Consider the following 24,405-nt stretch of genomic DNA (forward strand, 5'->3'; position numbering starts at 1 on the left):
ATAAGCATAAATACAATTTTATAAAATATTAAATTGATTCATAATTACTTTCGTTTAATTCATATCCATCTACCAAAAATAAATACTTCTTTAAATTATAGTACAATTCATTTATATATAAGATAAAATATATATTTTCTAAACATAAATTAGCTAAATCTATATAATAAATTATCTCTTTTTTTATTTTTTTTGCATGATTATCTGTGTATGTTATTAATTGTTCACTGCTATTTACTGATATATCAAAATGAGATATTGAATTTCTTATTCTATTGCGCATACTCTTTTTTATTTGTTTACTAAAAGGCTCTGTATTTACTAAAAAATCTAGTTTATTTTCAAAAATTAATTTATCAAAATATTCTTTACTTTTTTTATCTGGGAATTTATTTGCATCACTTCTTGAAAAAAGATTATTTAATATAAAAATTACTTCTATATTCGCTTTTATAAATTCATAAGTGTGAGCATAAAGATGATTTAACTGATTATAATTTATTGTAGTTATACCATATTTTTCCTTATCTAGATTATTTAAAGTATTACCTTTTTTTAAATTAATTAGTGGTATAAATTGAATATATCTTTTAGAAAATTCATCAATAATATTCAAAAATTCATTATCAAATCTACTTAACTTATTTTTTATGTCATTTTTATTATTTTCAATATAATTAACAATAACATCTTTTATACTCAACATCTTTTCTGCAACATCAGTGTAATTTTTCAAAGTATTTTCATCCATAAATGATGAAATTCCTGTATCAGTAAGTAAAATTTGATGTAAAGCAATATTTAATTCTAACTTATCAGTTACTTTTGATACTACTGATTTAGATGTTTTTAAATAATCAGATACTTCATTATATATATAATATTGTTTGTTATTATTTAATATATGAAACCAGTTTAACAATTGACTCCATTTATTATTATTAATAAACGTCATGAAATTAATACTTTTATTTAAATTAAAACCACTACTTATAATATCAGCATTTCTTAAAAAAGGAGTTGCTATATATAATGGGTCTATTTTACTTGTAATCTTTTTTATTTTTGCTGTCGGGAATATCGCTGAAACTTCCAAACAATAGTACCCCTCTAATTTATCATCTACATTTTCAACATTTGTTAAAATTAATTGATTATATTTAAATTGTCCAACAATGGAACTCGTACATATTGGACATTCTATAGATATTGGTACTGTTAAATCTTCCATCTGAATTCTAAAATCGATTACTGTATTGCATATATTACATTTTACAAATTTATTTATAACCATAATAAACATTTAATCCTTTCATATAAAAAAATATTATATTTGCCATAAAAATGATTTACCATAATATTAATAATAATTGTATTTAACAATAAACACAATTATTATTAAATTTTGAATATGTAAAATTACAAAGTTTTTACTTCAAAAAGTATTTAAAAAATATTGCAATTAAGTAATAAAATCATGAATAATTATACATTGTTTAATCTATTTAAAAATATAATAAACAATATTTTTTTAACAACAAAAAAACGACTGGAAAAATTTCCAGCCGTTTTTCTTCTAGCGCTTTTTGAATGATTGCTTGATCCGAGCAGCTTTTCCTTGACGATCGCGCAAGTAGTAAAGTTTTGAACGACGAACCTTACCACGACGAACGACTTCCAGTTTAGCAACCCGAGGTGAGTTCAATGGGAAAATTCTTTCCACACCGATTCCGTTACTGATTTTACGAACAGTGTAGGTAGCTTGAATCCCGGCACCGCGGCGCTTGATAACTACACCAGTAAAATCTTGTAACCGTTCCGTGTCACCTTCAACAACTCGAACAGATACCGTTACAGTATCACCCGGCCGAAAGTCGGGAATGTCAGAACGTAATTGTTCCTGATTGATCTTTTCGATCAGCTTGTTTTGACGCATGTCAATTCTCCTAACTAGCACTCATATCTTTTCGACAGCGGAATACTGTTGTATTTTTTTAGTCTCACGACTAACTAATAATATAGCACATAATCACAACCAAATAAAGACTAATTTTATTCTTCTTCAATTTTTACTTCAGCTAATAACTCTTTCGCTCGCGGCGAAAGTTGCTGATGATCAATTAAATCCGGCCGATGCAAATAGGTTTTGCGTAATGACTCCTTCAAACGCCAATCAGCAATCTTTTGGTGGTCTCCGTTCGTTAAAACAGCGGGAACATCTGCACCACGAAAATTAGCGGGACGTGTGTATTGAGGAGCTTCTAGTAATCCTGTAGAAAAGGAATCATCTACCGCGGATTCATCGTTACCAAGGACGCCGGGGATCAACCGTGACAAGGCATCAATCATGACCAGCGTTGGCAACTCGCCTCCAGTCAGCACATAATCACCAATTGAATACTCATCGGTGACGACCGCCTTCACCCGCTCGTCAAAGCCCTCATAGTGTCCGCAAATAAAGGTTAAATGATCTGCTTGCGCTAAATCGGCGGCCGCTTGCTCGTCAAATCTCTTCCCAGCTGGATCAGTTAAAATAACTCGTCCGGCTGAAAGTCCCTCTGCTTGGGCTTGTTGTTGCGTATACGCGACGGCATCAACGATTGGTTGCGCCTGCAGGAGCATTCCCGCCCCGCCTCCATACGGAGTATCATCAACGTTATGGTGTTTATTCTCAGAAAAATCACGAAAATTAGTGACGCTCACCTCTAAAAGGTGCTTTTCTAAGGCTTTCCCTAAAATGGAATCGTGCAGCGGTCCGCTGATGGTTTGAGGAAATAAACTTAACACGTCAATTTTCATCTATTCCAAGCCCTCCAGCAGTTCCACCGTTACGACCTGATGCTCTAAATCAACCTGCTTAATCACTTCATCAATTTTAGGCAGCAATAAATCAGGTTGGTTGTTACGCTTGACCACCCAGACGTCGTTTGGACCTAAATCCATGATGTCTTTAATTGTGCCTAATTCGCGTCCCGTTTCATCAACCACGCGTAAGCCAAGGATTTGACTGTAGTAGTATTCACCAGGCTGTAAAAGAGCCTCAGTTTGTTTAGCAGCATCAATTTTTAACGTAGACGGCTTTAAGTATTCCACGTCATTAATGGACGGATGATCTTTAAAGTGCAACAAAATAAAATTTTTGTGCTTCCGGGCCTGATCAATTTCTAGTTCGACCATCGGGCCGTTTTTAGGAAAGGCGTAGACGGTTTCGCCCGGTTGAAAGCGCACTTCCGGAAAATCAGTTTGGGGTAAAACCCGAACTTCACCCTTTACTCCTTGTGTATTGACGAGCGTTCCAATCTCTAAGTAATCCATATTTAAGTAATTCCTTTAATTCTAATTTATGCTAAAAAAACTCCTAAATAAAACTGGGTTTTATCTAAGAGTTCTTTTCTATTTACCGTCATCAATAATTAACTTAACTCGCTTGTGATCAGGAACGTGAATGCTATACACAATGGCACGAATGGTTTGTGCCACGCGGCCTCGTTTACCAATCACCCGGCCCACATCTTGGGGATTCGGAGTCAAAATATATTCATGAAATTCAGCGGTTTCTCGATGATCAATTTTGATGTCATCGGGAAACTTTACTAACGGTTTAATGATGGTTGTGATGAGATTGTCAAAGTTTACCATGATCAGCCTTATTTTTGCTTGTTAGCTAATTTAGCTTCATGCAACTTCTTCATGATGCCGGCTCTTGACAAAATGTTGCGAACTGTATCAGAAGGCTTGGCACCCTTTTGCAACCAATCCAAAATTGTTTCTTCTTCTAAAGTTACTTGGTTTTCTTGAATTAATGGGTTGTAAGTTCCCACGTTTTCAATGTAACGACCATCACGAGGGCTTCGTGAATCAGCAACTACGATTCGATAAAATGGATTTTTCTTGGAACCCATTCGTTTCAAACGAATTTTAACAGACATAATGACACCTCCTCAAGTTTTCTTAACGGTCTCTATCTTACCAAGAATAAAAAGTAATGTAAAGGGTTTTTTCTTTACACTCTTACTTTTTCCGTTTTTTCAAACGTTTCCGCTTATTCTTTTTCATCTTACGGCTCATCCGTTTCATGGCAAGGTTGGAAAGCTTACCGCCCATGCCACCGCCACCCATGCCAGCAGCCTGCATCATGTTTTCCATTCCAGCCATGTTCCCGTTTGAGACTTGGTTCATCATTTTCTTCATTTGATCAAACTGCTTGATCATCCGGTTCACACTTTGAATCGGTTGCGCCGAACCACGGGCGATTCGACGGCGTCTAGATGGGTTTAGAACCTCTGGATTTTCCCGTTCCTCGTCCGTCATGGAGTAAATCATAGCCTTAATGCGTTCCAAGTCCTTGGGATCCATTTCAACGTTTTTAAGCGCCGGGTTGTTGGCCATTCCCGGAATCATCGCCATGATGTCCTTTAACGGACCCATGTTTTGAATTTGTTGTAACTGATCCAGGAAATCATCAAAGTTAAAGGAATTTTCGCGCATCTTTTCGGCGAGTTCCTGCGCCTTTTGTTCATCCACGTTTTTCTGGGTCTTTTCAACTAAGGAGAGCACGTCTCCCATTCCCAGGATTCGGGAGGCCATTCGATCGGGATGAAAGACATCCAAATCGTCCATCTTTTCACCCTGACCGGTAAAGAGGATTGGTTTCCCGGTCACAGCCTTAATGGATAGGGCCGCCCCACCCCGGGTATCCCCATCTAACTTGGTTAAGACGACTCCGGTGATATCCAGGTCATCGTTAAAACCTTCAGCCGTTTCGACCGCGTTTTGTCCGGTCATGGCATCTACAACCAGCAAAATGTCAGTTGGTTTGGCGACTTCCTTAATTTGTTCCAACTCATGCATTAACTTTTCGTCAATTTGCAGCCGTCCGGCCGTATCGATAAAGACGTAATCGTTATGATTTTCGCGAGCTTGATCCAGTCCATCCTTAACAATTTGAACGGGATCAACGTCGGTGCCTTCCGAAAAGACCGGGACGTCAATTTGCTTTCCCACTTGTTCTAACTGGTCAATGGCCGCCGGACGATAAACGTCAGCCGCAATTAGCAACGGTCGTGCATTATCATCCTTTTTCAAACGATGAGCTAGTTTCCCCACCGTCGTCGTTTTCCCGGCCCCTTGAAGTCCGACCATCATAATGATTGTGGGAATCTTAGGGGCCTTTTTCAGTTCGGTGGCTGAACCACCCATCATTTCAGTTAATTCATCGTCAACAATCTTAACGATTTGTTGCCCCGGGTTCAGGCCTTCGAGCACCTTTTCCCCATTGGCTTTTTCTTGCACTTGCTTAACAAAATTACGCACCACCGTAAAATTAACGTCGGCATCTAGCAGGGCCAGCCGAATCTCGCGCATGGTACTGCGTAAATCGGCTTCACTAATCTGGCCCTTTCCCCGTAAATTACGAAACGCATTTTGTAATTTTTCTGATAAACCTTCGAATGCCATGTGTACTCCTTTAGTTTTCTTCTAGTTGCTCTAACCGGTTCATTAACTCGTTTAATTGCACATCATCCGCATGTTTAGTGTGCACGACCTGCGCTAATTGATCAATCAGCTGATTGCGCGCCACAAATTTTTGATACAAACCCATCCGCTCTTCGTACCGCTCTAGGGTCAGCTCGGTTCGACGGATATTATCATACACCGCTTGCCGACTCACGTTAAAATTCTCAGAAATCTCACCCAGTGATAGGTCGTCAGCATAGTACTGGCGAATGTAATCAGCCTGTTTGGGCGTCAATAAGCTGCCGTAAAAATCAAACAACGCGTTAATCCGGTTATCCTTAGCTAGTTTAGCATTAAAATCAGTTTCCATGGTTATTCCTTAATGAGGCCTTTAAAGAGCCCATACACAAATTCTTCCGGATTAAAGGTCTGGAGGTCATTAACCCCTTCCCCTAATCCAACGTACTTCACGGGAATCCCCAAGTCTTGCTTAATGGCTAGGACAATTCCACCCTTGGCCGTTCCGTCAAGCTTGGTCAAGACAATTCCGGTAATGTCTGCTACATCCCGAAAGAGCTTTGCCTGAGTTAAGGCATTTTGTCCGACCGTCGCATCAATTACCAAGAGGACTTCTTGCGGTGCCCCTGGAATCTCTCGATGGATGATTTTATTCATCTTTTCCAGCTCTTTCATCAGGTTAACCTTGTTTTGTAACCGTCCCGCCGTATCAACTAACAAGATGTCGTAATCTTCGTCTTTAGCTCGTTTTACCGCGTCAAAGACTACCGAAGCGGGATCACTACCTTCCGGTTTTTGCACGATATCCACCTGATCGCGGCGCGCCCATTCAGCTAGCTGTTCAATGGCTCCCGCCCGGAACGTATCAGCCGCAGCCACTAACACTTTTTCCCCTTCCGAACGATACTGGTTCGCCAGTTTTCCAATCGTGGTGGTCTTACCAGCCCCATTAACCCCAATCATCAAGATTACGGTCGTCCCGTCCGGATTTTGTTGCAGTTCCATTGATTGTTGGTCCGGCACATCATAAATTTCGACTAATTTTTGGACGATGAAGTTTTGAACTTCATTGCGCTTTTTAATGTTGTTTAACCGCACGGCATCGCGAAGTTGATCACTAATCTCGGTTGCCGTATTAACTCCCACGTCAGCTTGGATTAGGGTATCCTCTAAATCATCAAAAAAGTCTTCATCCACCGACCGGAAGTTGGCAAACAGACGGTTTAAACTTTGACCAAAGGAAGACCGTGATTTCGACAACCCGTGTTCATACTTTTGTTCTGCTGCTTGCGGAGTTTGTTGCCCCAGTTGTTCTGGTTCCTCGGAATGCTTAGATGTAGCTACTTCGTCTGTAGCAGCAATTGCTGATTCTGACTCAATTTTCTCCGCGGAAGCTGCCGTTTCAGACGCAGTTTCCGTTGTACTTTCCGCAGTAGTGGATTCCGATTCCGTTGCAGTTGAGGCTTCGTTTGCCTGCGAGCTAGCACTTTCACTTGCAGAAGCGATTGCAGTTTCCGTACTAGCCGTTGATTGCTCTGTGCTAACAGCTGCCGTTGTTTCTGATTGCGCGGCATCAGATTCAGCTGTCTGGGATTGTTCTGCGGAAATTGATTCAGAACCATCAACTTGCTCCGGCTGTTCGTGCTCGTTCTGATTTTTTCGTTTAAAAATGTCAAATAATCCCATCGTTATGTCTCCTTTGTTGGGTATCTTCTAAGTTAACGGATACTAACTTTGAAACTCCAGAATCCTGCATGGTAATCCCTACCAATTGGTCTGCATAAACCATGGTTTCCTTTCGGTGGGTAATCACAATAAACTGAGTTTGTTTTTTCAATTTTTGCATGTAACGAGCAAAGCGGTCCACGTTCGCTGGATCAAGCGCGGATTCTGCTTCATCTAAAATCACGAACGGTACTGGCTTCACCTGCAAGACCGCAAACAATAAAGCTAAGGCCGTTAAAGCCTTTTCTCCACCAGATAACAAACTCAAATCCCGATACCGTTTTCCTGGTGGTTTCACAAGAATGTCAATTCCCGTCGTCAATAAGTGATGGGGATCCGCTAGTTTTAGCTTAGCTTCTCCACCACCAAAAATATGCCGAAAGACTTCAGTAAAAGCGGAAGCCACCTCGTTAAAAGTCGTTTGAAACCGTTCTTTCACCGTTTGATCCATCTGATTCATAATCGTTAACAACTGGGTTTTTGCAGCTAAGAGGTCGTCTAATTGTCCGTTCACAAAGTCTGAGCGCGTTTTTAATTCATCATAAGCAGCAATGGCACCCACGTTGACGGGACCAAGCGCCGTTATTTTGGTTTGAACCTGGTCCAATTCTTGTTGCAGGCTGGTTTCATCTAACTCAAGAACCTGCAATTCCTGGTTCGCACTATCCTGTAAGGATTGCAATTCTACCTGAACATCAGTTAGATGTTGCTGTTGAATCTTGCCGTCGGCTTGAAGTTCATGAGCTTGTTGTTGGACCTTTGTCAAAGCTTGTTGTTGCTCTGTAATTTCACTTTCCAACGTCTCAGCCCTGGATCTCCCCGTCGTGATTTGCTGTTTAATTTCCTGTAACTCTTGTTGTTGTTTCTCAATCTGACTTTGGAGTTCAGCAGGGTCAATGGTTACGTCTGGTTGTAATTCAGCTAACTCTTGTTGCACTTGAGTCAGTTGTTGTTGTAACCGTACTTCAGCATCCTGTTCGGTTCGCAGCTGTTCCGTTACCTGATGAACTTGATTGCGCTCCTGTTTCAGTCTTTCCCGAATCTGACTCTCCTGCTGTTGCTGTTTCATCAAAACGGACTGACTTTGTTGCTGTTGTTGCTTATGGGTTTGGATTGCTTGTTTCAAGCGCTTGACAGTTGCTTGATTCTGATCTAACTCAGCTTGAGTTTGGGCAATAGCTTGCGAATCGACTGGCATTTGCTGATCATCTGCAAAATTCAGTTTTAACTGCAGTCGAGTCGCCTCCTGTTCTCGTTTTTGTTGTTCTAATTGTTCCGTTAATTGCGCAACTTGTTGCTGCTGCATCTTTAACTCCGCAGTCTGAGTTGATTCTTGTTGATACCATTCGTCCCGTTTAGTTTGAGCGGTTTGCCCTGCTTGCTTAATTTCTGCTAGCCGTTGTTCCTGTTGTTTTAACTGTCGTTGTAACTGGGTTTTCCGTTGCGTTAGCTGGTCTAATCGTTGGCGTTGCCGCAAGATTCCACTTTCATCCCGTTGGTTTCTTCCTCCGGTAATGGATCCCCCTGCATTAACCACCTCTCCGGTTAACGTTACAATTTTAACCCGGCGTTGAACCAGTTGACTAATTGCCGTGGCATGCTCCAAATTATCTGCAATAATCACGTTTCCCAACAAATGAACTTTAACCCGTTTCATTTTGGCCGGCATGGTAACTAAGTCAGCAGCGACACCTAAAAAACCGGGTTGTTGTTCAGCCATCCGCAGCAAACTGGGATTCACAAATCGTTCATTAATGGCGTCTAGTGGCAATAACGTTACCCGGCCGAGTTGCCGTTGACTTAAAAAGCGAATGGCCTGCCGGGCATTTTTGACGTTGTCAACTACAATTTGCTGGATGGCACCGCCTAGCGTGGTTTCAATCGCTTGTAAATAGCGCTCCTCAACCTGCAAGAAATCACCGACTGGTCCTAAAATTCCAGTTAATTCGTCACGATGTTGCAGTAAATTCCGACTGCCCCGGTACAAATTATTATGCCCCGTCACCATATTTTGTAAACTATCACATTCGGTCTTAACCGTCTGCAGATCACGAAGTTGTTGATACCAACTTTGTTGTTGCTGTTCCTGTTGATTAGCCAGCTCATCAACTTGGGCTTGAAACCGTTGTTGCTGTGCTTGTGCTTGCGTAACTTGTTGTTGCAAGTTCTCCACGTCCTGCGTGGCCGTAGCTAATGCTGCTTCCTGACGAAGTTGTTCTGTTTCTAATTCACGTAGTTGGCGTTGTTTTTCTTGATAGGCCTGTTGTTGTCGTTCCGACAGTTGGTCTGCCATCCGTAGCTCGTTTTTTTGATTCGTTAACTTTTGCATTAACGCAACGTATTGACTCTGGGCTTGCTCTAATTCAGCTTCTTCTGCATCCACCTGTTTCAGTTTCTTCGTGGCATCGCTCGCTTCAATTTGCTTAGTTAACGTTTGTAAGCGTTTGTTGGTCGCTTGTTCTGTCGTTTGAGCTACTTGAAGCTGTTCCGTGAGTTGGGTAATTTTATCTTGCTCCTGTTGCTGCCGTTGCTGGAGTTCAGTGAGCTGGGCTTGCTTAAATTCAAGCTGCTGTTCACGAAGTTTGGCTTTTCCAGTAGCAGTCTCCAGTTGCTTGGTCGCGGTTAATAATTGCTGCTGCAATTCATCTTGCCGTTGTTCAGCCGTTGTTAGCTGCTGGCGAACCGTTTGTTTGCGTTCTGTTAACCGTTCTAATTGCTTCGTTACGCGCTGTTGTTCAACCGATTGTGCTTGCAGTTGAGCAGTAGTCAGTCGCTGTTGCTGCCGGAAATGCTGCTGTTGAGTAACCAACTGGGTATAGCGTAACTGCTCCAAACGAGCCGTGTGTTCTAAGTATTCCTTAGCCGTTGCGCATTGTGCTTTTAACGGCTCTAACTGCTTATTTAGTTCGCGGGCAATGTCTGAGACTCGTTCGACGTTCGCCTGGGTATCAGCTAGTTTCTTTTCCGAATCAGCCTTTTGTTTTTTATACCGATACACTCCCGCAGCGGTTTCAATTACCGCGCGTCGTTGTTCCCCGTTTCCGGCTAAAATATCATCCACGTTTCCCTGGGAAATGATGGACAACGACCCTTCACCTAAGCCAGTATCTAAAAATAGGCGCTGAATATCTCGTAGGAGACATTCTTGATCATTAATTAAATAATTACTCTCACCATTGCGATAGTATCGTCTGGTGATTTTAACCTCGCTATAATCGGTGTCTAAGTAGTGGTCATGATTTTCAAATTGTAAGCTTACTTCGGCTCGATTCAACGGTCGCCGATCATTGGAACCAGAAAAAATTACGTCTTTCATTTTCTGACCACGTAGCTGCTTGGCCGACTGCTCCCCTAAGGCCCACCGAATTGCTTCAATAATGTTACTTTTTCCGCTTCCGTTGGGACCTACGATGCCCGTTAAACCGTCTTGACAGTCAATGACCGTTCGCTCGGCAAATGATTTAAATCCAGAGATTTGAATTGACTGTAACTTCACGAACGTTCACCCACTTTATTGTAGTTTTTGGTCTTTAATCCCTAGTTTGTCCAACGCAGCCTTGGCCGCTGCTTGTTCAGCACTTTTTTTCGAATGTCCCTCACCCACGCCTAGTTCTTGGTTATCTACCAAAACGGCAACCTTAAACTGACGGTCGTTATCGGGTCCATCTTCATCTAAGAGTTCGTAGTTAATGTCGACGGGCCCATTAACTTGAATTGCTTCTTGTAATTCGGTCTTATGATCGAAAAATTCATCAAACCAACCTTCATCAAGCTTAGGGAAAATCACTAAGCGACAAAAGTTTTTCACGGTTTCAATTCCTTGATCCAGGTAAACGGCCCCAATAAACGATTCAAAGATGTCACAGAGTAATGAATCGCGATTGCGGGCGCCCGCCTTTTCTTCCCCTTTTCCCAACCGAATGTATTTGTCAAAGTGACATTCACGAGCAAAGCGGCTAAAACTATGGCGATTAACCATCGCGGCCCGGAGCCGAGTTAATCGTCCTTGCGGCATTTCTGGATAACGTTTAAAAATGTAATCAGAAACCACTAATTGATAAACCGCATCCCCTAAAAATTCTAGCCGTTCGTAGAACTTAAGGTCTTCATCCGGATGCTCGTTAACGTAAGAAGCCTGCGTAAAAGCCTCGTCTAATAATGCCTCATTGTTAAATTTAATGTTATAATCACTGGCTAATTTGTGATCAAATTCTTTCTGCAAGTGAAGTTCCTCCCGATTGTTTAATGATTCCATTATAGCATTAAACGAAAAACCCCATCAGTCCATGATGGGGTTTCATTTATTTTTGCTTTGGCGTGTTTTTAACGATCACGGTCACTAAATCCTGAACCGTATCAATTTGTTCCGCGGCATCGTCTGGAATGACATCCCCAAACTCATCCTCAAGCTCAACGATAAAATGGGCCAAGTCCACAAAATCGGCACCTAAATCCCGTTGGAAATTAGTTTCCAAGTTAATTTCATCCTTTTTAACTTGAAATTGATCTTCCAGCGTTTGTGCTACCGTTGCAAATACCGTTTGTTCGTCCATGGTAAAATCCCTCCACCGTTATTTTTGCTGTTGATCAGCATGAAATTGCGTTGCAATTCCGTCCACTAAATTTGAATTGGCCACTTCGGCTGCGCTTTGCAAGGCGTAGAAAATTGTTTTGGCATTGCTGTTCCCATGCGTTTTAATCACCGGCGCTTTTAACCCCAGCAAGACGGAGCCACCGTACCGCGTATAGTCCATCTTTTTGGCAATTTGTTTTAACGCTGGCTTTAACAATAAGCCACCGAGTTTTTCTCGAAGACCACCGTCGTTAATACTATCTTTAATCATATTAACCACAGCTAAGGCACTACCTTCAATCCCTTTTAACGCCGCATTCCCAGTAAAACCGTCAGTTACCGCCACGTCGGTTACGTTATGTAAGAGATCTCGGGCTTCCACGTTTCCGATGAAATTCAACTCACCAACCTGCCCCATTTTTTCGAGTTCTTCATACATTTTTCGGTGATTAACGTCACCTTTATCGGGCTCCGTTCCGTTATTAATCAAGCCAATTCGGGGGTTATCAATCTTGCGCACCAGTTGACTGTACAGCTTCCCTAACTGAGCGTACTGCAATATGTTTTCCACCTTGGCATCTGCATTCGCACCGGCATCAATCATGGTAAAACCTTGGTCATTGTCTACAACGGGGAGGGTCACAATCAAACCAGGCCGACTAATTCCCCGCATCCGGCCGATAATCAACAAGCCTGCAACCATTAAGGCTCCGGTATTTCCAGCCGAAAGCAATAAGTCTGCTTCCCCAGCTCGAACCGCTTGGGCTGCTAATACCAAACTAGCTCGTTTCTTCTTTTTGACCGCGCGCACGGGTTCATCATCCATTTTAATTACTTCATCGGCGTGAACAATCTGAATGTGCTGCTTGTTTTTTACTAACGGCTCAATTTGCTGCTGGTCCCCAAACAAGATGTATTCTATATCGTCTTGACTAGCATCACGGGCTAATTCTGCGCCCGCCACAATTGCCTGAGGGGCGTAATCGCCACCCATAGCATCAATTGCAATTTTAATCATGCAGTAACTCCTTAATCAAATGAGGTATTGTTATTTAATGTTTGTAATTGTCGAACTAAGTTTTGGTTCTCTGGATCTTGCATCCACTCAGGATTATCAGTCACCATTTTAGCGACTTCTTGGGCGGCACTCAAGACATTCACATCGGTAATCGGATCTCCCACATTGAAACTTGGAATTCCCGATTGCTGCTTGCCTAAAATGTCACCCGGACCCCTTAATTCTAAATCTTTTTGCGAAATAAAGAAACCGTCGGTCGAGGTACTCATCACGTTCATCCGTTGTACCCCGACCTTGTTTTTCGGATCGGCAATCAAAATACAGTAGGACTGCTGATCCCCTCGACCCACCCGGCCACGCAACTGATGAAGCTGGGCTAAGCCAAAGTGATCCGCATCATAAATGACCATCACACTCGCGTTAGAAACGTCCACCCCTACTTCAATTACCGTGGTTGAAACCAACACCTGAGTCCGATTCTGCTTAAAATCATCCATGACCTGGTTTTTATCGGCTTCGTTCATCTGTCCGTGCAATAGACCCACGTGAAAGTCCTGACCCAACTGTTCCTGAAAGTGAGAATAGGTCATCATCACGTTCCGCATTTCGACTGCGTCTGATTCATCAATCAGAGGAACCACCACATAAGCCTGTTCCCCGTTATGAAGGTGCTTGCGGACAAACTGCATCATCGTTTCTTCTTGACTGCTTTTAATCCAGGTCGTTTTAATCGGTTTCCGACCCCCGGGAAGTTCATCAATCACAGAAACATCCATCTCACCATAAGCAGTAATCGACAACGTCCGCGGAATGGGAGTTGCTGTCATCGACAAAACGTTTGTCGCTGGCCCCTTTTCCCGCATCTGCTTGCGTTGGTTTACTCCAAAACGATGTTGTTCATCAATGACTGCTAAACCCAGATGATGATACTTTACACTAGGTTGAAACAGGGCGTGTGTTCCCACAACTAAGTCAATTTGACCCGCTTTAATCCGTGGTAATAACGTCCGCCGCGCTTTAGCAGAGGTTGCCCCAGTCAGCAGGGCAATATTAACGTTAGTTCCCGCAAACAACTGCGCCAAACTATTAGCGTGTTGCTCCGCTAAAATTTCGGTCGGGGCCAGTAACACGGCCTGTTGGTGTGACAAAATGGTGGCTAGGATTGCTAACGCAGCAACAATGGTTTTCCCACTCCCGACATCTCCCTGTAAGAGTCGGTTCATCGGAACAGGACGTTGCAAGTCCATTAAAATTTCGTTTACCACTCGATCCTGAGCGTCCGTTAATTGGTACGGCAATTGCTCAATAAACGGTTGAAGAGTTAACTTGTCTGTCTTAATCTGAGCCTTGGGTTCTGGCTGTTGCTGGCGTTGCTTCAAGGTTTGCAATCGCATCTGAAACAAAAAGAATTCATTGAATTTTGCCGTTCGACGCGCCAATTTAACCGCTTGAGGATCACTCGGAAAATGCATTTCCTTAATCACCGTTTTCAGTGGTTCCAAGCGAAATTTAGTTCGAATCCAGCTGGGAACAAAGTCTTCGATGACCGCTTGATATTCGGAATAAGCTTGTTTAATCAACGCCTGAAGCGTTTTTTGGGTAATTTGATGGTTAACCGAGTAAATCGAGTTAAACTGTTGGTGATCATTAGTTAGCAGTTTAATTCCGGTTAAACTCTTTTTCCCAGCATCAAATTTACCATGAACTAACAACTGTTGCCCTGCTTCTATTTGCTTTTTCAGCCAGGGCTGATTAAAAAAAGTTACTGGGACGACATCGTTGTCTACTATTAACCGTAAAACTAGGCGGTTTTTCCGCCGTCCAAAGTAGTTAACGACCGGTTCGGTGGCCACTGTTCCCTTTAACGTCACTAACTGTTGGTCTTGCAAATCAGCAAGTGCTTGGCTGCGAAAATCTTCATATCGGAACGGAAAATAGGTCAAAAGATCAAACACGGTCCGAATGTTAAGGTCCGCCAGGGCAACTTGCTTTTTGGGACCCACTCCCTTAAGGGTTCCCACTGGATCCAAAATATTCTGCATCAATTTCGCCACCTAACTGTAGGAAAAGGCTGTCAATTCTAGTAGAATTGACAGCCTTGCTTAATTTCCTTTGTTTTATTCCACCGAAATAATGAACGGATAAACTGGTTGGTTTCCAGCGTGAATTTCGATTTCTAATTCATCATCAACGGCTTCTGCGGCTGCTTCAACTTTTTTCGCATCAGCTTCAGTCGCCCCTTCACCATAAATAATCGTCACGTTTTCACTGTCATCATCTAACATTTGCTTGGTCATTTGCACGGCTGCGTCATCCAACGTTTCTGCCGTAATCTTAATCTGACCATCAATAATGCCCATGAATTGACCTTTTTTAATTTCTAACCCGTCGAGCTTGGTATCTCGAATCGCGATTGTTACTTGACCACTCTTAACCGTATCTAACGAATCATCCATTGCCGTTCGGTTATCACTCAAATTGGCCTCCGGATTGTATGCAAACATGGCTGTTAATCCTTGCGGAATGGTTTTCGTGTGGACTACCTTCATCGGAACGTCCGTTAAATCTTCTGCTTGTTCGGCGGCTAAAAAGATGTTCTTATTGTTAGGTAAAACCAAAACGTGTTTAGCGTTCGTCGCATTAACAGCCTTTACGATATCCTCGGTACTAGGGTTCATGGTCTGACCACCGCTAATAATCTTGGTAACGCCTAAACTCTTAAACAGCTTTTCCAATCCAGCTCCGGCGACAACGGCAATTACAGCCATTTCAGCAGCTGGTTCTTCTGATGTAGCTTTTGGTTCCGGGGTGGTGGATTCAACTTCTTCATCATTTTCCATGATGGTTTCTTGTTGTTCCCGCATGTTATCAATCTTGATGTTAATCAAGTCACCAAAATTTTGACCCCAAGCCAATACCTTGCCAGGGTGTTCCGTATGGATGTGAACTTTGGCAACTTCATCATCATTGATCACTAACAACGAATCACCGAGGGGAGCAAGATGGTCATAAAAATGATCATAATCAAATTTATCTTTGTACTCCTTGCCCTTCCCAAAGCGTACCGTCATTTGAGTACAATAACCGTAAACGATGTCGGCAGGGTTCAGTTGTCCCTGTGCACTAGCATGGTCTGATTTTTTCACCATCTCGTCCATCTTGTTGGCTTCGACATTAAACTTAGCATGAACGTCATCGGAAGGCTCACGGTTATTCAAAATGTCAGCAAAAGCTTCCAGCACAAAGGTCAAACCTTGTCCGCCAGAGTCAACTACTCCAACTTGTTTTAAAACTGGAAGTAAATCAGGTGTTTGCTTTAGAGCAGTTTGGGCTCCCTGCTTAATGGCATCACTCACCACTCCCAAATCATCAGTTTGCGCTGCTTCTTTGCGACCAGCATTAGCGGCAAACCGAATGACCGTTAAAATGGTTCCTTCAGTTGGCTTCATCACCGAACTGTAGGCGGTTTTAGCTCCAGCTGTAATGGCATCGGAAAATTCCTGTGCCGTTAAGTCGGTTTTTCCTTCTACGTTTTTAGAAAATCCTCGGAAAATTTGGGACAAAATGACCCCGGAATTTCCTCGAGCTCCCATCAGTAAACCCTTGGCAAGGGCAGCTGCTTTAGCTCCTACCGTTTGTTGGGATTCCTTCGCGACGTACTTTGCTCCACTCGCAAACGACAAACTCATATTCATCCCGGTATCTCCATCTGGAACCGGAAAAACGTTTAAAGAATTAATAAATTCTGCATTATTTTGGAGGACGACCGCTGCAGCTTGAACCATTTGGTCGAACTCTTTAGTAGTAATCTTCGTTACTGACACAATTATCCAATCTCCCTCTTAATTCAAACTTATTTAGTCGTTAATGACCTTAACACCCTGTACAAACACATTCACGGAGTCAGCGGTTACCCCTAACATCGTTTCTAGATTGTATTTAACTTTGGCCTGTACGGTCCGTGAAACCTCAGAAATCTTAGTTCCATAGCTGACGATTATATTAACGTCGACTTGAATTTCATCATCAATCTGACGAACCACAATTCCGCGGGAATAAGCATCCCGACGTAAAATTTCGTTCATTCCGTCCTTAATTTGATTACGGCTAGCCATTCCGACTACCCCATAATTATCGGTAGCGGCACCACCGACTACCGTAGCAATTACATCATTGTCAATATCAATTGATCCATATTTAGTGTTCATTTTTACAGCCATCGGATGCATCTCCCTATTTTTAACGAGTTTCTCACGATACTATATATTAACATATTGGTTTTAAAAACCAAAACATTCCGTTCTTTACTGTCAAGTAAGATTACTTGAAAGAAAAATTGCAATTGCGCTAAACTTGTGCTAGATTAGTCATATAGCTAATTACGCTTTATTTTATAACAAGGGAGGGATTTTCATGGCTAAGGATGCTTTAACTGGAAAGAGAACCCACTTTGGTAACCGTCGCTCTCACGCATTGAACGCTTCGAGACGTAGTTGGAAGCCGAATTTGCAAAAAGTACGGATTTTAGTTGATGGGAAACCAAAGAAAGTTTGGTTAAGTGCCAGAACTTTAAAATCTGGTAAATTCAAACGGGTTTAAGCTTTATCCACATTTTAATTAATTAAAACAAAAGAGCAACCGCAAATGCGGTTGCTCTTTTGTTTTACGTTAATCATGACTTTGAATCACCATCATGATTCCCTGATCAAACGTAAATGTACCTTGTTCACCCAGAAACTCATTACTGGAAAACGAGGTGGGTCGTTTGACCATAAACTGATCTAGTTGATACTTTTCGTTGGGAAGCGTCAACGTGGTCGGCTCCAGAGCCACAAAATCCAGGTATTTCATCCCCGGTTGCTTCTCCACCAAATTCGTTCCCGGTTGATAGAACTGAATCCAATTGTGACGATCTTGCAGTGTTAAGCGCGTAATCACATCCGTTAAAAACGGTCGATAAACCATTAACAAATTAGTCAGAAGCTGATCCAACCGACCGCCCGAAAATCCGTATAAAGTTAGGTGGGACGCGGGAAATTGCTGACCCGCAAACTGTAACGCTAACTCTGTATCGGTTTCATCCTTAATTGGATTAGACTGGTGCACAATCTCCACACGTTGCCTAATCAACGTAAGCTCATCCGCGGAAACGGAATCAAAATCGCCAATGGCTGCATATGGTGTAATCCCCATGTCCAGCAAATGCAACGTGCCCCGATCAATTCCGATACAGGGCTTTTGTTCCAACTGGTGCTTCAAATCAACCGGCCATTCAGATTTAGGTCCCCCGGCCAACAAATTAACTGTCTCCATTAACTTGATCTCCGCTTTTAAAAATCAGTTGCCTTTTTGATTGCTTGCACCCGTTCGGCAGGATTCTCAGCGCCAAAGACGTACGAACCAGCTACGGCAACGTCCGCCCCGGCTTCGTATGGTTTAACCACCGTCTGGTCGTTAATCCCTCCGTCAATTTCAATGGTAAAGTCGTAGTCTTCATTTTCATTCCGAAGTCGATTTAGTTGCTTAATCTTACTAATCGTTTCGGGAATAAACTGCTGACCCCCAAAACCAGGGTTAACCGTCATAACTAATACTTGATCAACGAGATACAACACGGGTTTAATCAAGCTCACTGGCGTTCCCGGGTTAATGACAACTTCAGCTTTCACACCCTTGTTCTTAATCATCTGTAAAGCCCGGTGAATGTGAGGAGTTGCTTCCACGTGAACCCCAATTAAATCAGCTCCGTTGTCAGCAAACGTATCCACGTACCGTTCTGGATTTTCAATCATCAAATGACAATCTAATTCCATTTGGGTAATCGGCCGAATTGCCTTAACCCAAGCTGGACCATAGGAAATGGCTGGAACAAACAAACCGTCCATAACGTCAATGTGAAGCACTTCTGCTCCCGCTTGATCGACTGCTTCAATGCTCTTTTGTAGGTTAATGTAATCTGCACTTAAAATTGATGGGGCCACTTTAATCATATTAATTTCCTCTTTTCCGTCGGTAGACCGGTTTTTGGGCCTTAATGGTTTGATACTGGTCGACATAATCTTCATATCGGCTCGTTAAAATTGTACCATTTTTTACCCCCTGCTTCACAGCGCAATCCGGTTCGTTAATGTGCACGCACTCCCGGAATTTACAGTTCATGGCAACGCGGACAAAGTCGGGATAATAATTTTTTAACTCGGTCGGCTGAATGTCCATGGTTTCAAAGGAAGAAAAGCCCGGAGTATCAGCAACTAACCCACCATTAATGGTAACCAACGAAACTTTTCTAGTGGTGTGCTTGCCCCGGCTCAATGCCTGCGAAATCTCTCCGGTTGCGAGGTTTAACTCTGGATCCAAGTGATTCAAAAGGGTCGATTTTCCGGCTCCGGTTTGCCCCATTACAACCGTCTGTTTATCCGTCAGGCGACTAAGCAGCTGGGTGTCTGCCGTTGGTTCGGTCGCAATGATGGTTGGATACCCCACTAATTGCCGGTAATTTTGGACGATTTGTAAAAAGTGCGGTTTGGCAGTTTCTGACAGTAGATCTACCTTAGTGAACACCAGAATTGGTTGAATGTTCTCTCGTTCTAAAGCAACTAGTTCTTTATCTAGTAAACTAGCAGAAAAATCGGGTTCGACTGCCGATGTGACCACTAACGCCTGATCTGTATTCGCAATTGGGGGCCGAACCAGCTCGTTAAAACGCGGTAAGACTTTTAACACATATCCCTCCTGTTGATTAGGAGCCGTAAACTCCACCCAGTCACCAACCAGGGGCTTAATCTGGTGCTTACGAAAATTACCCCGAGCCCGGGTTCGATAGGTTTTTCCGTTCAAAACGATGTCGTAAAAACCACTGAGTGATTGGTAAATTTTCCCCTTTTGAACGTCTGTCATTCTGCCACCTTTCTCAAGCCTGCGACGAAGAACCCATCTGAGCCATAATCATCTGGATAAATTTTCAACTCCGGTTCCGTTCGCCCGGCCTTTAAATCCTGCTTAGTCGTTACGTAAACCGCTTCAAAATTAGGATGCGCTGCTAAAAACTCCTGCACGTTCGCCATGTTTTCTTGATCTAAAATAGTACAGGTGCTGTAGATTAACATGCCTCCAACTTTCAGCGTTGGTGCCACTGCATCTAAAATCGCTTGCTGGATATTGGCTAATTTTTCCACGTCCGCTAACGTCTTTTCGTACCGAATTTCTGGTTTGCGTCGAATCAGACCGATTCCAGAACACGGGGCATCCACCAAAATGTGATCGAAAGTTTGGGGAGCAAATTCAGTTGTGACCCGACGGGCGTCTAATGCCTGCGTGGTAATTCGATCAGCGACTCCCAGACGCTGCGCGTTTTCCTGAATCTTTTTGAGCTTTTTTTCGTGAAGATCTAATGCAACGACCTTCCCCGTGGTCAACCGCTCGGCAATTTGGGTAGTCTTCCCACCCGGTGCCGCACAAGCATCCAGCACAACATCACTTTCAGCTAACGGTAACGCTTGGACCGGCAACATCGCACTTTCATCCTGAATCGTGTACAACCCCGCTTTAAATAGATCAAAATGGGCAGCCACGCCATGACTTAATACGAGGGAATCGGCGGCAACGACACTCGATCGTACCGTAAACCCTTCTGCTTCTAACTGCTTTTGCAGTTCAGCGGACGTGGTTTTCATCCGGTTCACTCGAATGGATTGGTTCGCAGGTTGGTTAATGGTGGCTAGTAGGTGCTCTGCTTTAGTTTGACCTAGTTGATTCGTAAGGGTTTTAACCAACCAAACCGGTACACTAACCGAAATTGAAAGCCGTTCGGTCGGATCTTTAATTTGCTGCAGATCGGGTAATCCCCGCCGCGCAATCGTATGCAAAACCCCCGTGACTAACCGCCGAATTCCATCATGGCCGCGCTGCTTGGCAATTTTAATGGATTCGTCAAAAATTGCTCGGTTGGGAACCTTATCCAAATAAACCATCTGGTAAATGGCACTATCGAGGAGTTCTACGACCCACGGTTGTAACTTATCTGCGTGGCCGACCAGTTGCTGGACGTAGTAATTAAGGGTGAGCCGATGCTGAATCACTCCATAAACGATGTTCGTAAATAAACGGATGTCCTTTTCTGACATCTCAGACGCGCTAATCACGTTATTAATCTGTAAATTAGAATAAGCGCCGTTATGCACGCGTTCTAGCGTTTCCACCGCTAGGGCGCGTGGATTACTTTTGTTCGTACTCATCAATAAATTGGTCTCCTGTTTGTAGTGTCTGATTCCCGTTTAAAAAGGCTTGAATCGTGGTTCTCGGTTTTCCCGCTGGCTGCAGTTCGTTAATTTGTAGGACGGTCTGGTCTCCCGCCGCGATTTCTAAGCTGTGCTTGGTTCGAGTGACAACTTGACCAGACGCCAAATTCGTGGTTTTTTCCACTGGTTGGACGTCCCAAAATTTATACCGTTTCCCGTCCACTAGCGCATAAGCCCCAGGATTAGGCCGCAAAGCGCGTACCTTCCAATCCAAATTTTGCGCGGGTTTCCGGAAATCCAGTTGCTCTTCCCCTCGTTTAATCGTGGGCGAAAATACCACTTGGTCCTCAGCTTGGGGTTTGGGCGTAATTTCGTGCTTAGTTAACTTGGGCAACGTGTCTAACAACAAGTCTCTCCCCACGATGCTAAGCTTTTGAAACATGGATTCCGTATCATCATGATCGGTGATGGGAACGGCTGCTTGTTCCAAGATGTCTCCCGCATCCATTTCCTTGACCATGTACATAATCGTTACACCGGTTTCGGCATCCCCATTCATAATCGCATACTGAACGGGAGCGCCCCCCCGATACTTCGGGAGTAATGATCCGTGTACATTCACCGCTGCGATTTGAGCAGCTTGCAGTAACTTCGTTGGTAAAAACTGACCGTAAGCAGCGGTAACGATAAAATCCGGAGCTAAATCAATTACTTGTTGTAACTCAGGACTGCCACCTAGCTTTTCGGGTTGTAAAACGGGCACCCCGAGTTCCTCCGCCGTTTGCTTGACGGGTGACGCAGTCAGCTTCCGTTTTCGGCCAACCGGGCGATCCGGTTGGGTCACCACTGCTTCCACGTCATAGTGTTCGTTTAACGATCGTAAGATGGGAACGCTAAACTGCGGGGTCCCCATAAAAACTACTTTTTGCATTTGATCCTCCTACATAAAACTCTGTGGTTCCACGTCGATGGCAATCCGAAAGCCCTTGCGAACCTCTGTTTGGGAAATGGCTTGAATCCGATTCAAAACCTCTGGAAGTTGCTCATCGTGTTTATACTTAATGATAATTTGATAATAGTACCGATTTTTAATCCGAGCAATGGGCCGTGGTGTCGGTCCCAACAACTCGGTCTGGGGAGCAACGTTTGCTTGTAGCAAATTCGATACTCGCAAGGCTTCCTGGGCGGCCGCGTCTTCCTGTAAGGCACTCACCGTTACTAAAACAGTATAGAAATAAGGACTATAACCGGCCAGGTGGCGGAGTTGCATCTCCTTTTGGAAAAATGCCTCATAATCCTGACGTTGGGCGAGTTGAATCGCATAGTGCTCGGGATTAAAGGTTTGAATGATGACTTGTCCCGGTTTTTCCGCTCGTCCTGCCCGACCAGCGACCTGGGTTAACAAATCAAAGGTTCGTTCACTAGCCCGAAAATCAGGCAAGTCGAGCCCGGTATCGGCGTTTAAAACTCCCACCAGCGTTACGTTTGGAAAATCGAGCCCCTTCGCAATCATTTGGGTTCCTAACAAGATGTCGGCCTGCTGTTCCCCAAACTGCTGCAAAATGCGGCGGTGGGCGCCCTTTTTGCGAGTCGTATCCACATCCATTCGCAAAATCCGCGCTTCTGGGACTAATTGTTGCAGTTGCTGAGTTGCTTTTTCCGTCCCCGTTCCAAAGTAACGAATGTTACGACTATGACATTGCGGACATTCGTTAGGAATCGCCGTTTCATAACCACAGTAATGACATTTCATGGTGTGCGTATCCAAATGCATGGTCAAAGAAATATCACAATGCGGACACTTTAGTACGTACCCACAATCCCGACAGAGCATGAACGAAGAAAAGCCCCGCCGGTTTAACATTAAGACGGCCTGTTCGTGGCGCTGTAACGTTGCTTTGATGGCGCTAATCAACTCTTTTGAAAACAAGTCCCCGGTTCGTTGCACCGAATCGGTCATATCCACGATTTGAATCGCCGGCAGTTGCTGCTGATTAATCCGCTGGGGTAAGCGTAATAACTGATACACACCCTTTTCTGCACGCGCTCGGGATTCTAACGAGGGAGTGGCACTTCCTAACACGACCGGACAATGGTGATACTGGGAGCGCCACAGAGCCACATCCCGAGTATGGTAACGGGGATTATCGCTTTGTTTATAGCTCGAATCATGTTCCTCGTCTAAAATAATTAACCCTAACTTGGCGAGGGGCGCAAAAATGGCGGAGCGGGCTCCGACCACTACCTGAGCCTTGCCTTCGTTGATACGGCGCCATTCATCGTACTTTTCTCCGTTCGAAAGACCACTATGTAGGATAGCCACTTGGCTGCCGAACCGATTTTTCACCCGACTAACCATCTGGGGAGTCAGCGCAATTTCTGGGACGAGCATCAACGCCTGTTCTCCTTGGTTTAAAGCGCATTGAATGGTCTGTAAGTAAACCTCGGTCTTGCCAGAGCCCGTGACTCCTTCTAATAAGAAAGTAGTTGCCTGGTGTTCCGTAACGGCGGCGTTAATCTGCGTGACCGCCTGACGCTGGTCCGCAGTAAGCGATTTCGCTTGATCCGGCTTAATCACTTCCTTGTTAGGATCACGATACTTTTCGACTTCCGTTTTCATAATCCAACCGCGTTTTTGAAACGTGTTAATGACCGCTGGGGTAATCCCGGGTTCTTGAACTAAATCACGTTGTTTTAACGGCGTTTGCGATTGTTGTTCTAACTGATCCAGTAAGGCAAGTTGCCCCGTGGCGTTTTTCCGAATTAACTGCCGAACTGCCGCAAAGTCTTTAATCTGATTAACGACCGCTAGTTCGGTCTTACGTTTCGCCTGATTCTGTACTTGATACTGCAATTGCACTTTTCCCTGCTGCCGTAACTTAGTGAGTCGCGCTAATTCGGCAGTGGTGAAGTGCTCTTGATTCAATGGTAGGGAAGATTCTGTAGCAAAGCGTTCCTGCAACCAGGAATCTTTTACCGGCGGAACTGGTGTCACCAACGTTTTGTACTTAGCCTTCATCACGTTGGGCAGCATCGTCAGCAAACAACTAATCCGAAACGAATAGGTCGTTTCGGAAAGCCACTGGGACAACGCTAATAACTCGGGATTCACTACGGGATTAAGATCCATTAACCCGGCAATCGGTTTGAGTTTGGCCAAATCAGCCTCCGTTACGTCCGCAGCATCTTTCAGGCCCACTACAAATCCCTCAACCTTCCGATCACCCTTACCAAAGGGAACAACCACTCGCATCCCCGGTTGAATCTCACCCGTTAATGCTGCCGGAACGACGTAGGAGTAAGGAAAGTTTGTTTGACGGGTAGGAACATCTACGATTACTTCTGCAATGGTCACACTGACCCCCCTTTCTTTAAAG

At 43.7% G+C, this 24,405-nt stretch carries 23 protein-coding genes; 1 reads left to right on the plus strand and 22 read right to left on the minus strand.

Going from position 1 to position 24,405, the window contains the following annotated elements; all coding sequences use genetic code 11:
- Positions 1 to 28: 28 nt before the first annotated feature.
- The 16 genes from M3M37_RS02605 to M3M37_RS02680 all read right to left on the minus strand — a co-directional run bounded on the left by M3M37_RS02605 (position 29) and on the right by M3M37_RS02680 (position 17,011).
- Positions 29 to 1,231, minus strand: coding sequence for a hypothetical protein (locus M3M37_RS02605; RefSeq protein ID WP_252795603.1), 1,203 nt, complete (start codon positions 1,229 to 1,231; stop codon positions 29 to 31).
- Between the two features lie 345 nt (positions 1,232 to 1,576).
- Positions 1,577 to 1,936 (minus strand): 50S ribosomal protein L19, encoded by a 360-nt coding sequence (rplS, locus tag M3M37_RS02610; RefSeq protein ID WP_252767225.1) that lies wholly within the window; start codon positions 1,934 to 1,936, stop codon positions 1,577 to 1,579.
- 116 nt (positions 1,937 to 2,052) lie between these two features.
- The gene (gene trmD / locus M3M37_RS02615; protein ID WP_252795604.1) at positions 2,053 to 2,799 is read right to left on the minus strand and encodes a tRNA (guanosine(37)-N1)-methyltransferase TrmD; all 747 of its coding nucleotides are present in this window, start codon (positions 2,797 to 2,799) and stop codon (positions 2,053 to 2,055) included.
- The gene (rimM, locus tag M3M37_RS02620) at positions 2,800 to 3,315 is read right to left on the minus strand and encodes a ribosome maturation factor RimM (protein WP_252795605.1); all 516 of its coding nucleotides are present in this window, start codon (positions 3,313 to 3,315) and stop codon (positions 2,800 to 2,802) included.
- Positions 3,316 to 3,393: 78 nt separating this feature from the next.
- Entirely contained in the window at positions 3,394 to 3,639 is a 246-nt protein-coding gene (locus tag M3M37_RS02625; RefSeq protein WP_252767228.1) for a KH domain-containing protein, read from the minus strand.
- Between the two features lie 8 nt (positions 3,640 to 3,647).
- Positions 3,648 to 3,929, minus strand: a complete 282-nt coding sequence (gene rpsP, locus M3M37_RS02630; RefSeq protein ID WP_252767229.1) for a 30S ribosomal protein S16 — start codon at positions 3,927 to 3,929, stop codon at positions 3,648 to 3,650.
- 82 nt (positions 3,930 to 4,011) lie between these two features.
- On the minus strand, positions 4,012 to 5,457 hold the full coding sequence (gene ffh / locus M3M37_RS02635; RefSeq protein WP_252795606.1) for a signal recognition particle protein: 1,446 nt from the start codon (positions 5,455 to 5,457) through the stop codon (positions 4,012 to 4,014).
- A 10-nt stretch (positions 5,458 to 5,467) separates the two neighbouring features.
- Positions 5,468 to 5,827: a putative DNA-binding protein gene (locus tag M3M37_RS02640; RefSeq protein WP_252795607.1), complete on the minus strand. Its 360-nt coding sequence runs from the start codon at positions 5,825 to 5,827 to the stop codon at positions 5,468 to 5,470.
- Positions 5,828 to 5,829: 2 nt separating this feature from the next.
- On the minus strand, positions 5,830 to 7,161 hold the full coding sequence (gene ftsY, locus M3M37_RS02645; protein WP_252795608.1) for a signal recognition particle-docking protein FtsY: 1,332 nt from the start codon (positions 7,159 to 7,161) through the stop codon (positions 5,830 to 5,832).
- On the minus strand, positions 7,148 to 10,696 hold the full coding sequence (gene smc, locus M3M37_RS02650) for a chromosome segregation protein SMC (RefSeq protein WP_252795609.1): 3,549 nt from the start codon (positions 10,694 to 10,696) through the stop codon (positions 7,148 to 7,150). The genes ftsY and smc overlap by 14 nt, the downstream gene beginning before the upstream one ends.
- A 15-nt stretch (positions 10,697 to 10,711) precedes the next feature.
- A complete protein-coding gene (gene rnc / locus M3M37_RS02655) occupies positions 10,712 to 11,422 on the minus strand; it encodes a ribonuclease III (protein WP_252795610.1) in 711 nt (236 codons plus the stop codon).
- Between the two features lie 79 nt (positions 11,423 to 11,501).
- The gene (locus M3M37_RS02660) at positions 11,502 to 11,753 is read right to left on the minus strand and encodes an acyl carrier protein (RefSeq protein ID WP_252795611.1); all 252 of its coding nucleotides are present in this window, start codon (positions 11,751 to 11,753) and stop codon (positions 11,502 to 11,504) included.
- Positions 11,754 to 11,771: 18 nt separating this feature from the next.
- Positions 11,772 to 12,791, minus strand: coding sequence for a phosphate acyltransferase PlsX (plsX, locus tag M3M37_RS02665; RefSeq protein WP_252795612.1), 1,020 nt, complete (start codon positions 12,789 to 12,791; stop codon positions 11,772 to 11,774).
- A gap of 11 nt (positions 12,792 to 12,802) precedes the next feature.
- Positions 12,803 to 14,833: an ATP-dependent DNA helicase RecG gene (gene recG, locus M3M37_RS02670; RefSeq protein ID WP_252795613.1), complete on the minus strand. Its 2,031-nt coding sequence runs from the start codon at positions 14,831 to 14,833 to the stop codon at positions 12,803 to 12,805.
- Between the two features lie 75 nt (positions 14,834 to 14,908).
- A complete protein-coding gene (locus M3M37_RS02675; protein WP_252795614.1) occupies positions 14,909 to 16,615 on the minus strand; it encodes a DAK2 domain-containing protein in 1,707 nt (568 codons plus the stop codon).
- A 33-nt stretch (positions 16,616 to 16,648) separates the two neighbouring features.
- On the minus strand, positions 16,649 to 17,011 hold the full coding sequence (locus M3M37_RS02680) for an Asp23/Gls24 family envelope stress response protein (protein ID WP_252767239.1): 363 nt from the start codon (positions 17,009 to 17,011) through the stop codon (positions 16,649 to 16,651).
- A gap of 193 nt (positions 17,012 to 17,204) precedes the next feature.
- On the opposite strand from M3M37_RS02680, the gene rpmB reads away from it, so the two are divergent.
- Entirely contained in the window at positions 17,205 to 17,390 is a 186-nt protein-coding gene (gene rpmB, locus M3M37_RS02685; protein WP_252767240.1) for a 50S ribosomal protein L28, read from the plus strand.
- 69 nt (positions 17,391 to 17,459) lie between these two features.
- Here the strand turns inward: rpmB and M3M37_RS02690 are convergent, their stop codons facing one another.
- The 6 genes from M3M37_RS02690 to priA are packed head-to-tail and all read right to left on the minus strand — an operon-like array spanning position 17,460 to position 24,383.
- Positions 17,460 to 18,104, minus strand: a complete 645-nt coding sequence (locus M3M37_RS02690) for a thiamine diphosphokinase (RefSeq protein ID WP_252795615.1) — start codon at positions 18,102 to 18,104, stop codon at positions 17,460 to 17,462.
- A gap of 17 nt (positions 18,105 to 18,121) precedes the next feature.
- The gene (gene rpe / locus M3M37_RS02695) at positions 18,122 to 18,781 is read right to left on the minus strand and encodes a ribulose-phosphate 3-epimerase (RefSeq protein ID WP_252795616.1); all 660 of its coding nucleotides are present in this window, start codon (positions 18,779 to 18,781) and stop codon (positions 18,122 to 18,124) included.
- Between the two features lies 1 nt (position 18,782).
- Entirely contained in the window at positions 18,783 to 19,688 is a 906-nt protein-coding gene (rsgA, locus tag M3M37_RS02700) for a ribosome small subunit-dependent GTPase A (protein ID WP_252795617.1), read from the minus strand.
- Entirely contained in the window at positions 19,685 to 21,025 is a 1,341-nt protein-coding gene (gene rsmB, locus M3M37_RS02705) for a 16S rRNA (cytosine(967)-C(5))-methyltransferase RsmB (protein WP_252795618.1), read from the minus strand. Before rsmB ends, rsgA begins: the two co-directional genes overlap by 4 nt.
- Positions 21,006 to 21,959: a methionyl-tRNA formyltransferase gene (gene fmt, locus M3M37_RS02710; protein ID WP_252795619.1), complete on the minus strand. Its 954-nt coding sequence runs from the start codon at positions 21,957 to 21,959 to the stop codon at positions 21,006 to 21,008. The genes rsmB and fmt overlap by 20 nt, the downstream gene beginning before the upstream one ends.
- Before the next feature lie 9 nt (positions 21,960 to 21,968).
- Entirely contained in the window at positions 21,969 to 24,383 is a 2,415-nt protein-coding gene (gene priA / locus M3M37_RS02715; protein ID WP_252795620.1) for a primosomal protein N', read from the minus strand.
- Between the last annotated feature and the right edge of the window lie 22 nt (positions 24,384 to 24,405).

This window comes from Fructilactobacillus carniphilus (assembly GCF_024029675.1).
GTDB lineage: Bacteria > Bacillota > Bacilli > Lactobacillales > Lactobacillaceae > Fructilactobacillus > Fructilactobacillus carniphilus.

What these genes read in the sequence shown, in the direction of transcription:
- plsX (WP_252795612.1), bottom strand. Translation starts at nt 12,791, where the DNA reads ATGATTAAAATTGCAATTGATGCTATGGGTGGCGATTACGCCCCTCAG.
- rsmB (WP_252795618.1), bottom strand. Translation starts at nt 21,025, where the DNA reads ATGAGTACGAACAAAAGTAATCCACGCGCCCTAGCGGTGGAAACGCTA.
- M3M37_RS02690 (WP_252795615.1), bottom strand. Translation starts at nt 18,104, where the DNA reads ATGGAGACAGTTAATTTGTTGGCCGGGGGACCTAAATCTGAATGGCCG.
- rpmB (WP_252767240.1), top strand. Translation starts at nt 17,205, where the DNA reads ATGGCTAAGGATGCTTTAACTGGAAAGAGAACCCACTTTGGTAACCGT.
- recG (WP_252795613.1), bottom strand. Translation starts at nt 14,833, where the DNA reads ATGCAGAATATTTTGGATCCAGTGGGAACCCTTAAGGGAGTGGGTCCC.
- M3M37_RS02625 (WP_252767228.1), bottom strand. Translation starts at nt 3,639, where the DNA reads ATGGTAAACTTTGACAATCTCATCACAACCATCATTAAACCGTTAGTA.
- rimM (WP_252795605.1), bottom strand. Translation starts at nt 3,315, where the DNA reads ATGGATTACTTAGAGATTGGAACGCTCGTCAATACACAAGGAGTAAAG.
- rpe (WP_252795616.1), bottom strand. Translation starts at nt 18,781, where the DNA reads ATGATTAAAGTGGCCCCATCAATTTTAAGTGCAGATTACATTAACCTA.
- rsgA (WP_252795617.1), bottom strand. Translation starts at nt 19,688, where the DNA reads ATGACAGACGTTCAAAAGGGGAAAATTTACCAATCACTCAGTGGTTTT.
- trmD (WP_252795604.1), bottom strand. Translation starts at nt 2,799, where the DNA reads ATGAAAATTGACGTGTTAAGTTTATTTCCTCAAACCATCAGCGGACCG.
- M3M37_RS02660 (WP_252795611.1), bottom strand. Translation starts at nt 11,753, where the DNA reads ATGGACGAACAAACGGTATTTGCAACGGTAGCACAAACGCTGGAAGAT.
- rpsP (WP_252767229.1), bottom strand. Translation starts at nt 3,929, where the DNA reads ATGTCTGTTAAAATTCGTTTGAAACGAATGGGTTCCAAGAAAAATCCA.
- M3M37_RS02640 (WP_252795607.1), bottom strand. Translation starts at nt 5,827, where the DNA reads ATGGAAACTGATTTTAATGCTAAACTAGCTAAGGATAACCGGATTAAC.
- rplS (WP_252767225.1), bottom strand. Translation starts at nt 1,936, where the DNA reads ATGCGTCAAAACAAGCTGATCGAAAAGATCAATCAGGAACAATTACGT.
- ffh (WP_252795606.1), bottom strand. Translation starts at nt 5,457, where the DNA reads ATGGCATTCGAAGGTTTATCAGAAAAATTACAAAATGCGTTTCGTAAT.
- fmt (WP_252795619.1), bottom strand. Translation starts at nt 21,959, where the DNA reads ATGCAAAAAGTAGTTTTTATGGGGACCCCGCAGTTTAGCGTTCCCATC.
- M3M37_RS02605 (WP_252795603.1), bottom strand. Translation starts at nt 1,231, where the DNA reads ATGGAAGATTTAACAGTACCAATATCTATAGAATGTCCAATATGTACG.
- M3M37_RS02680 (WP_252767239.1), bottom strand. Translation starts at nt 17,011, where the DNA reads ATGGCTGTAAAAATGAACACTAAATATGGATCAATTGATATTGACAAT.
- ftsY (WP_252795608.1), bottom strand. Translation starts at nt 7,161, where the DNA reads ATGGGATTATTTGACATTTTTAAACGAAAAAATCAGAACGAGCACGAA.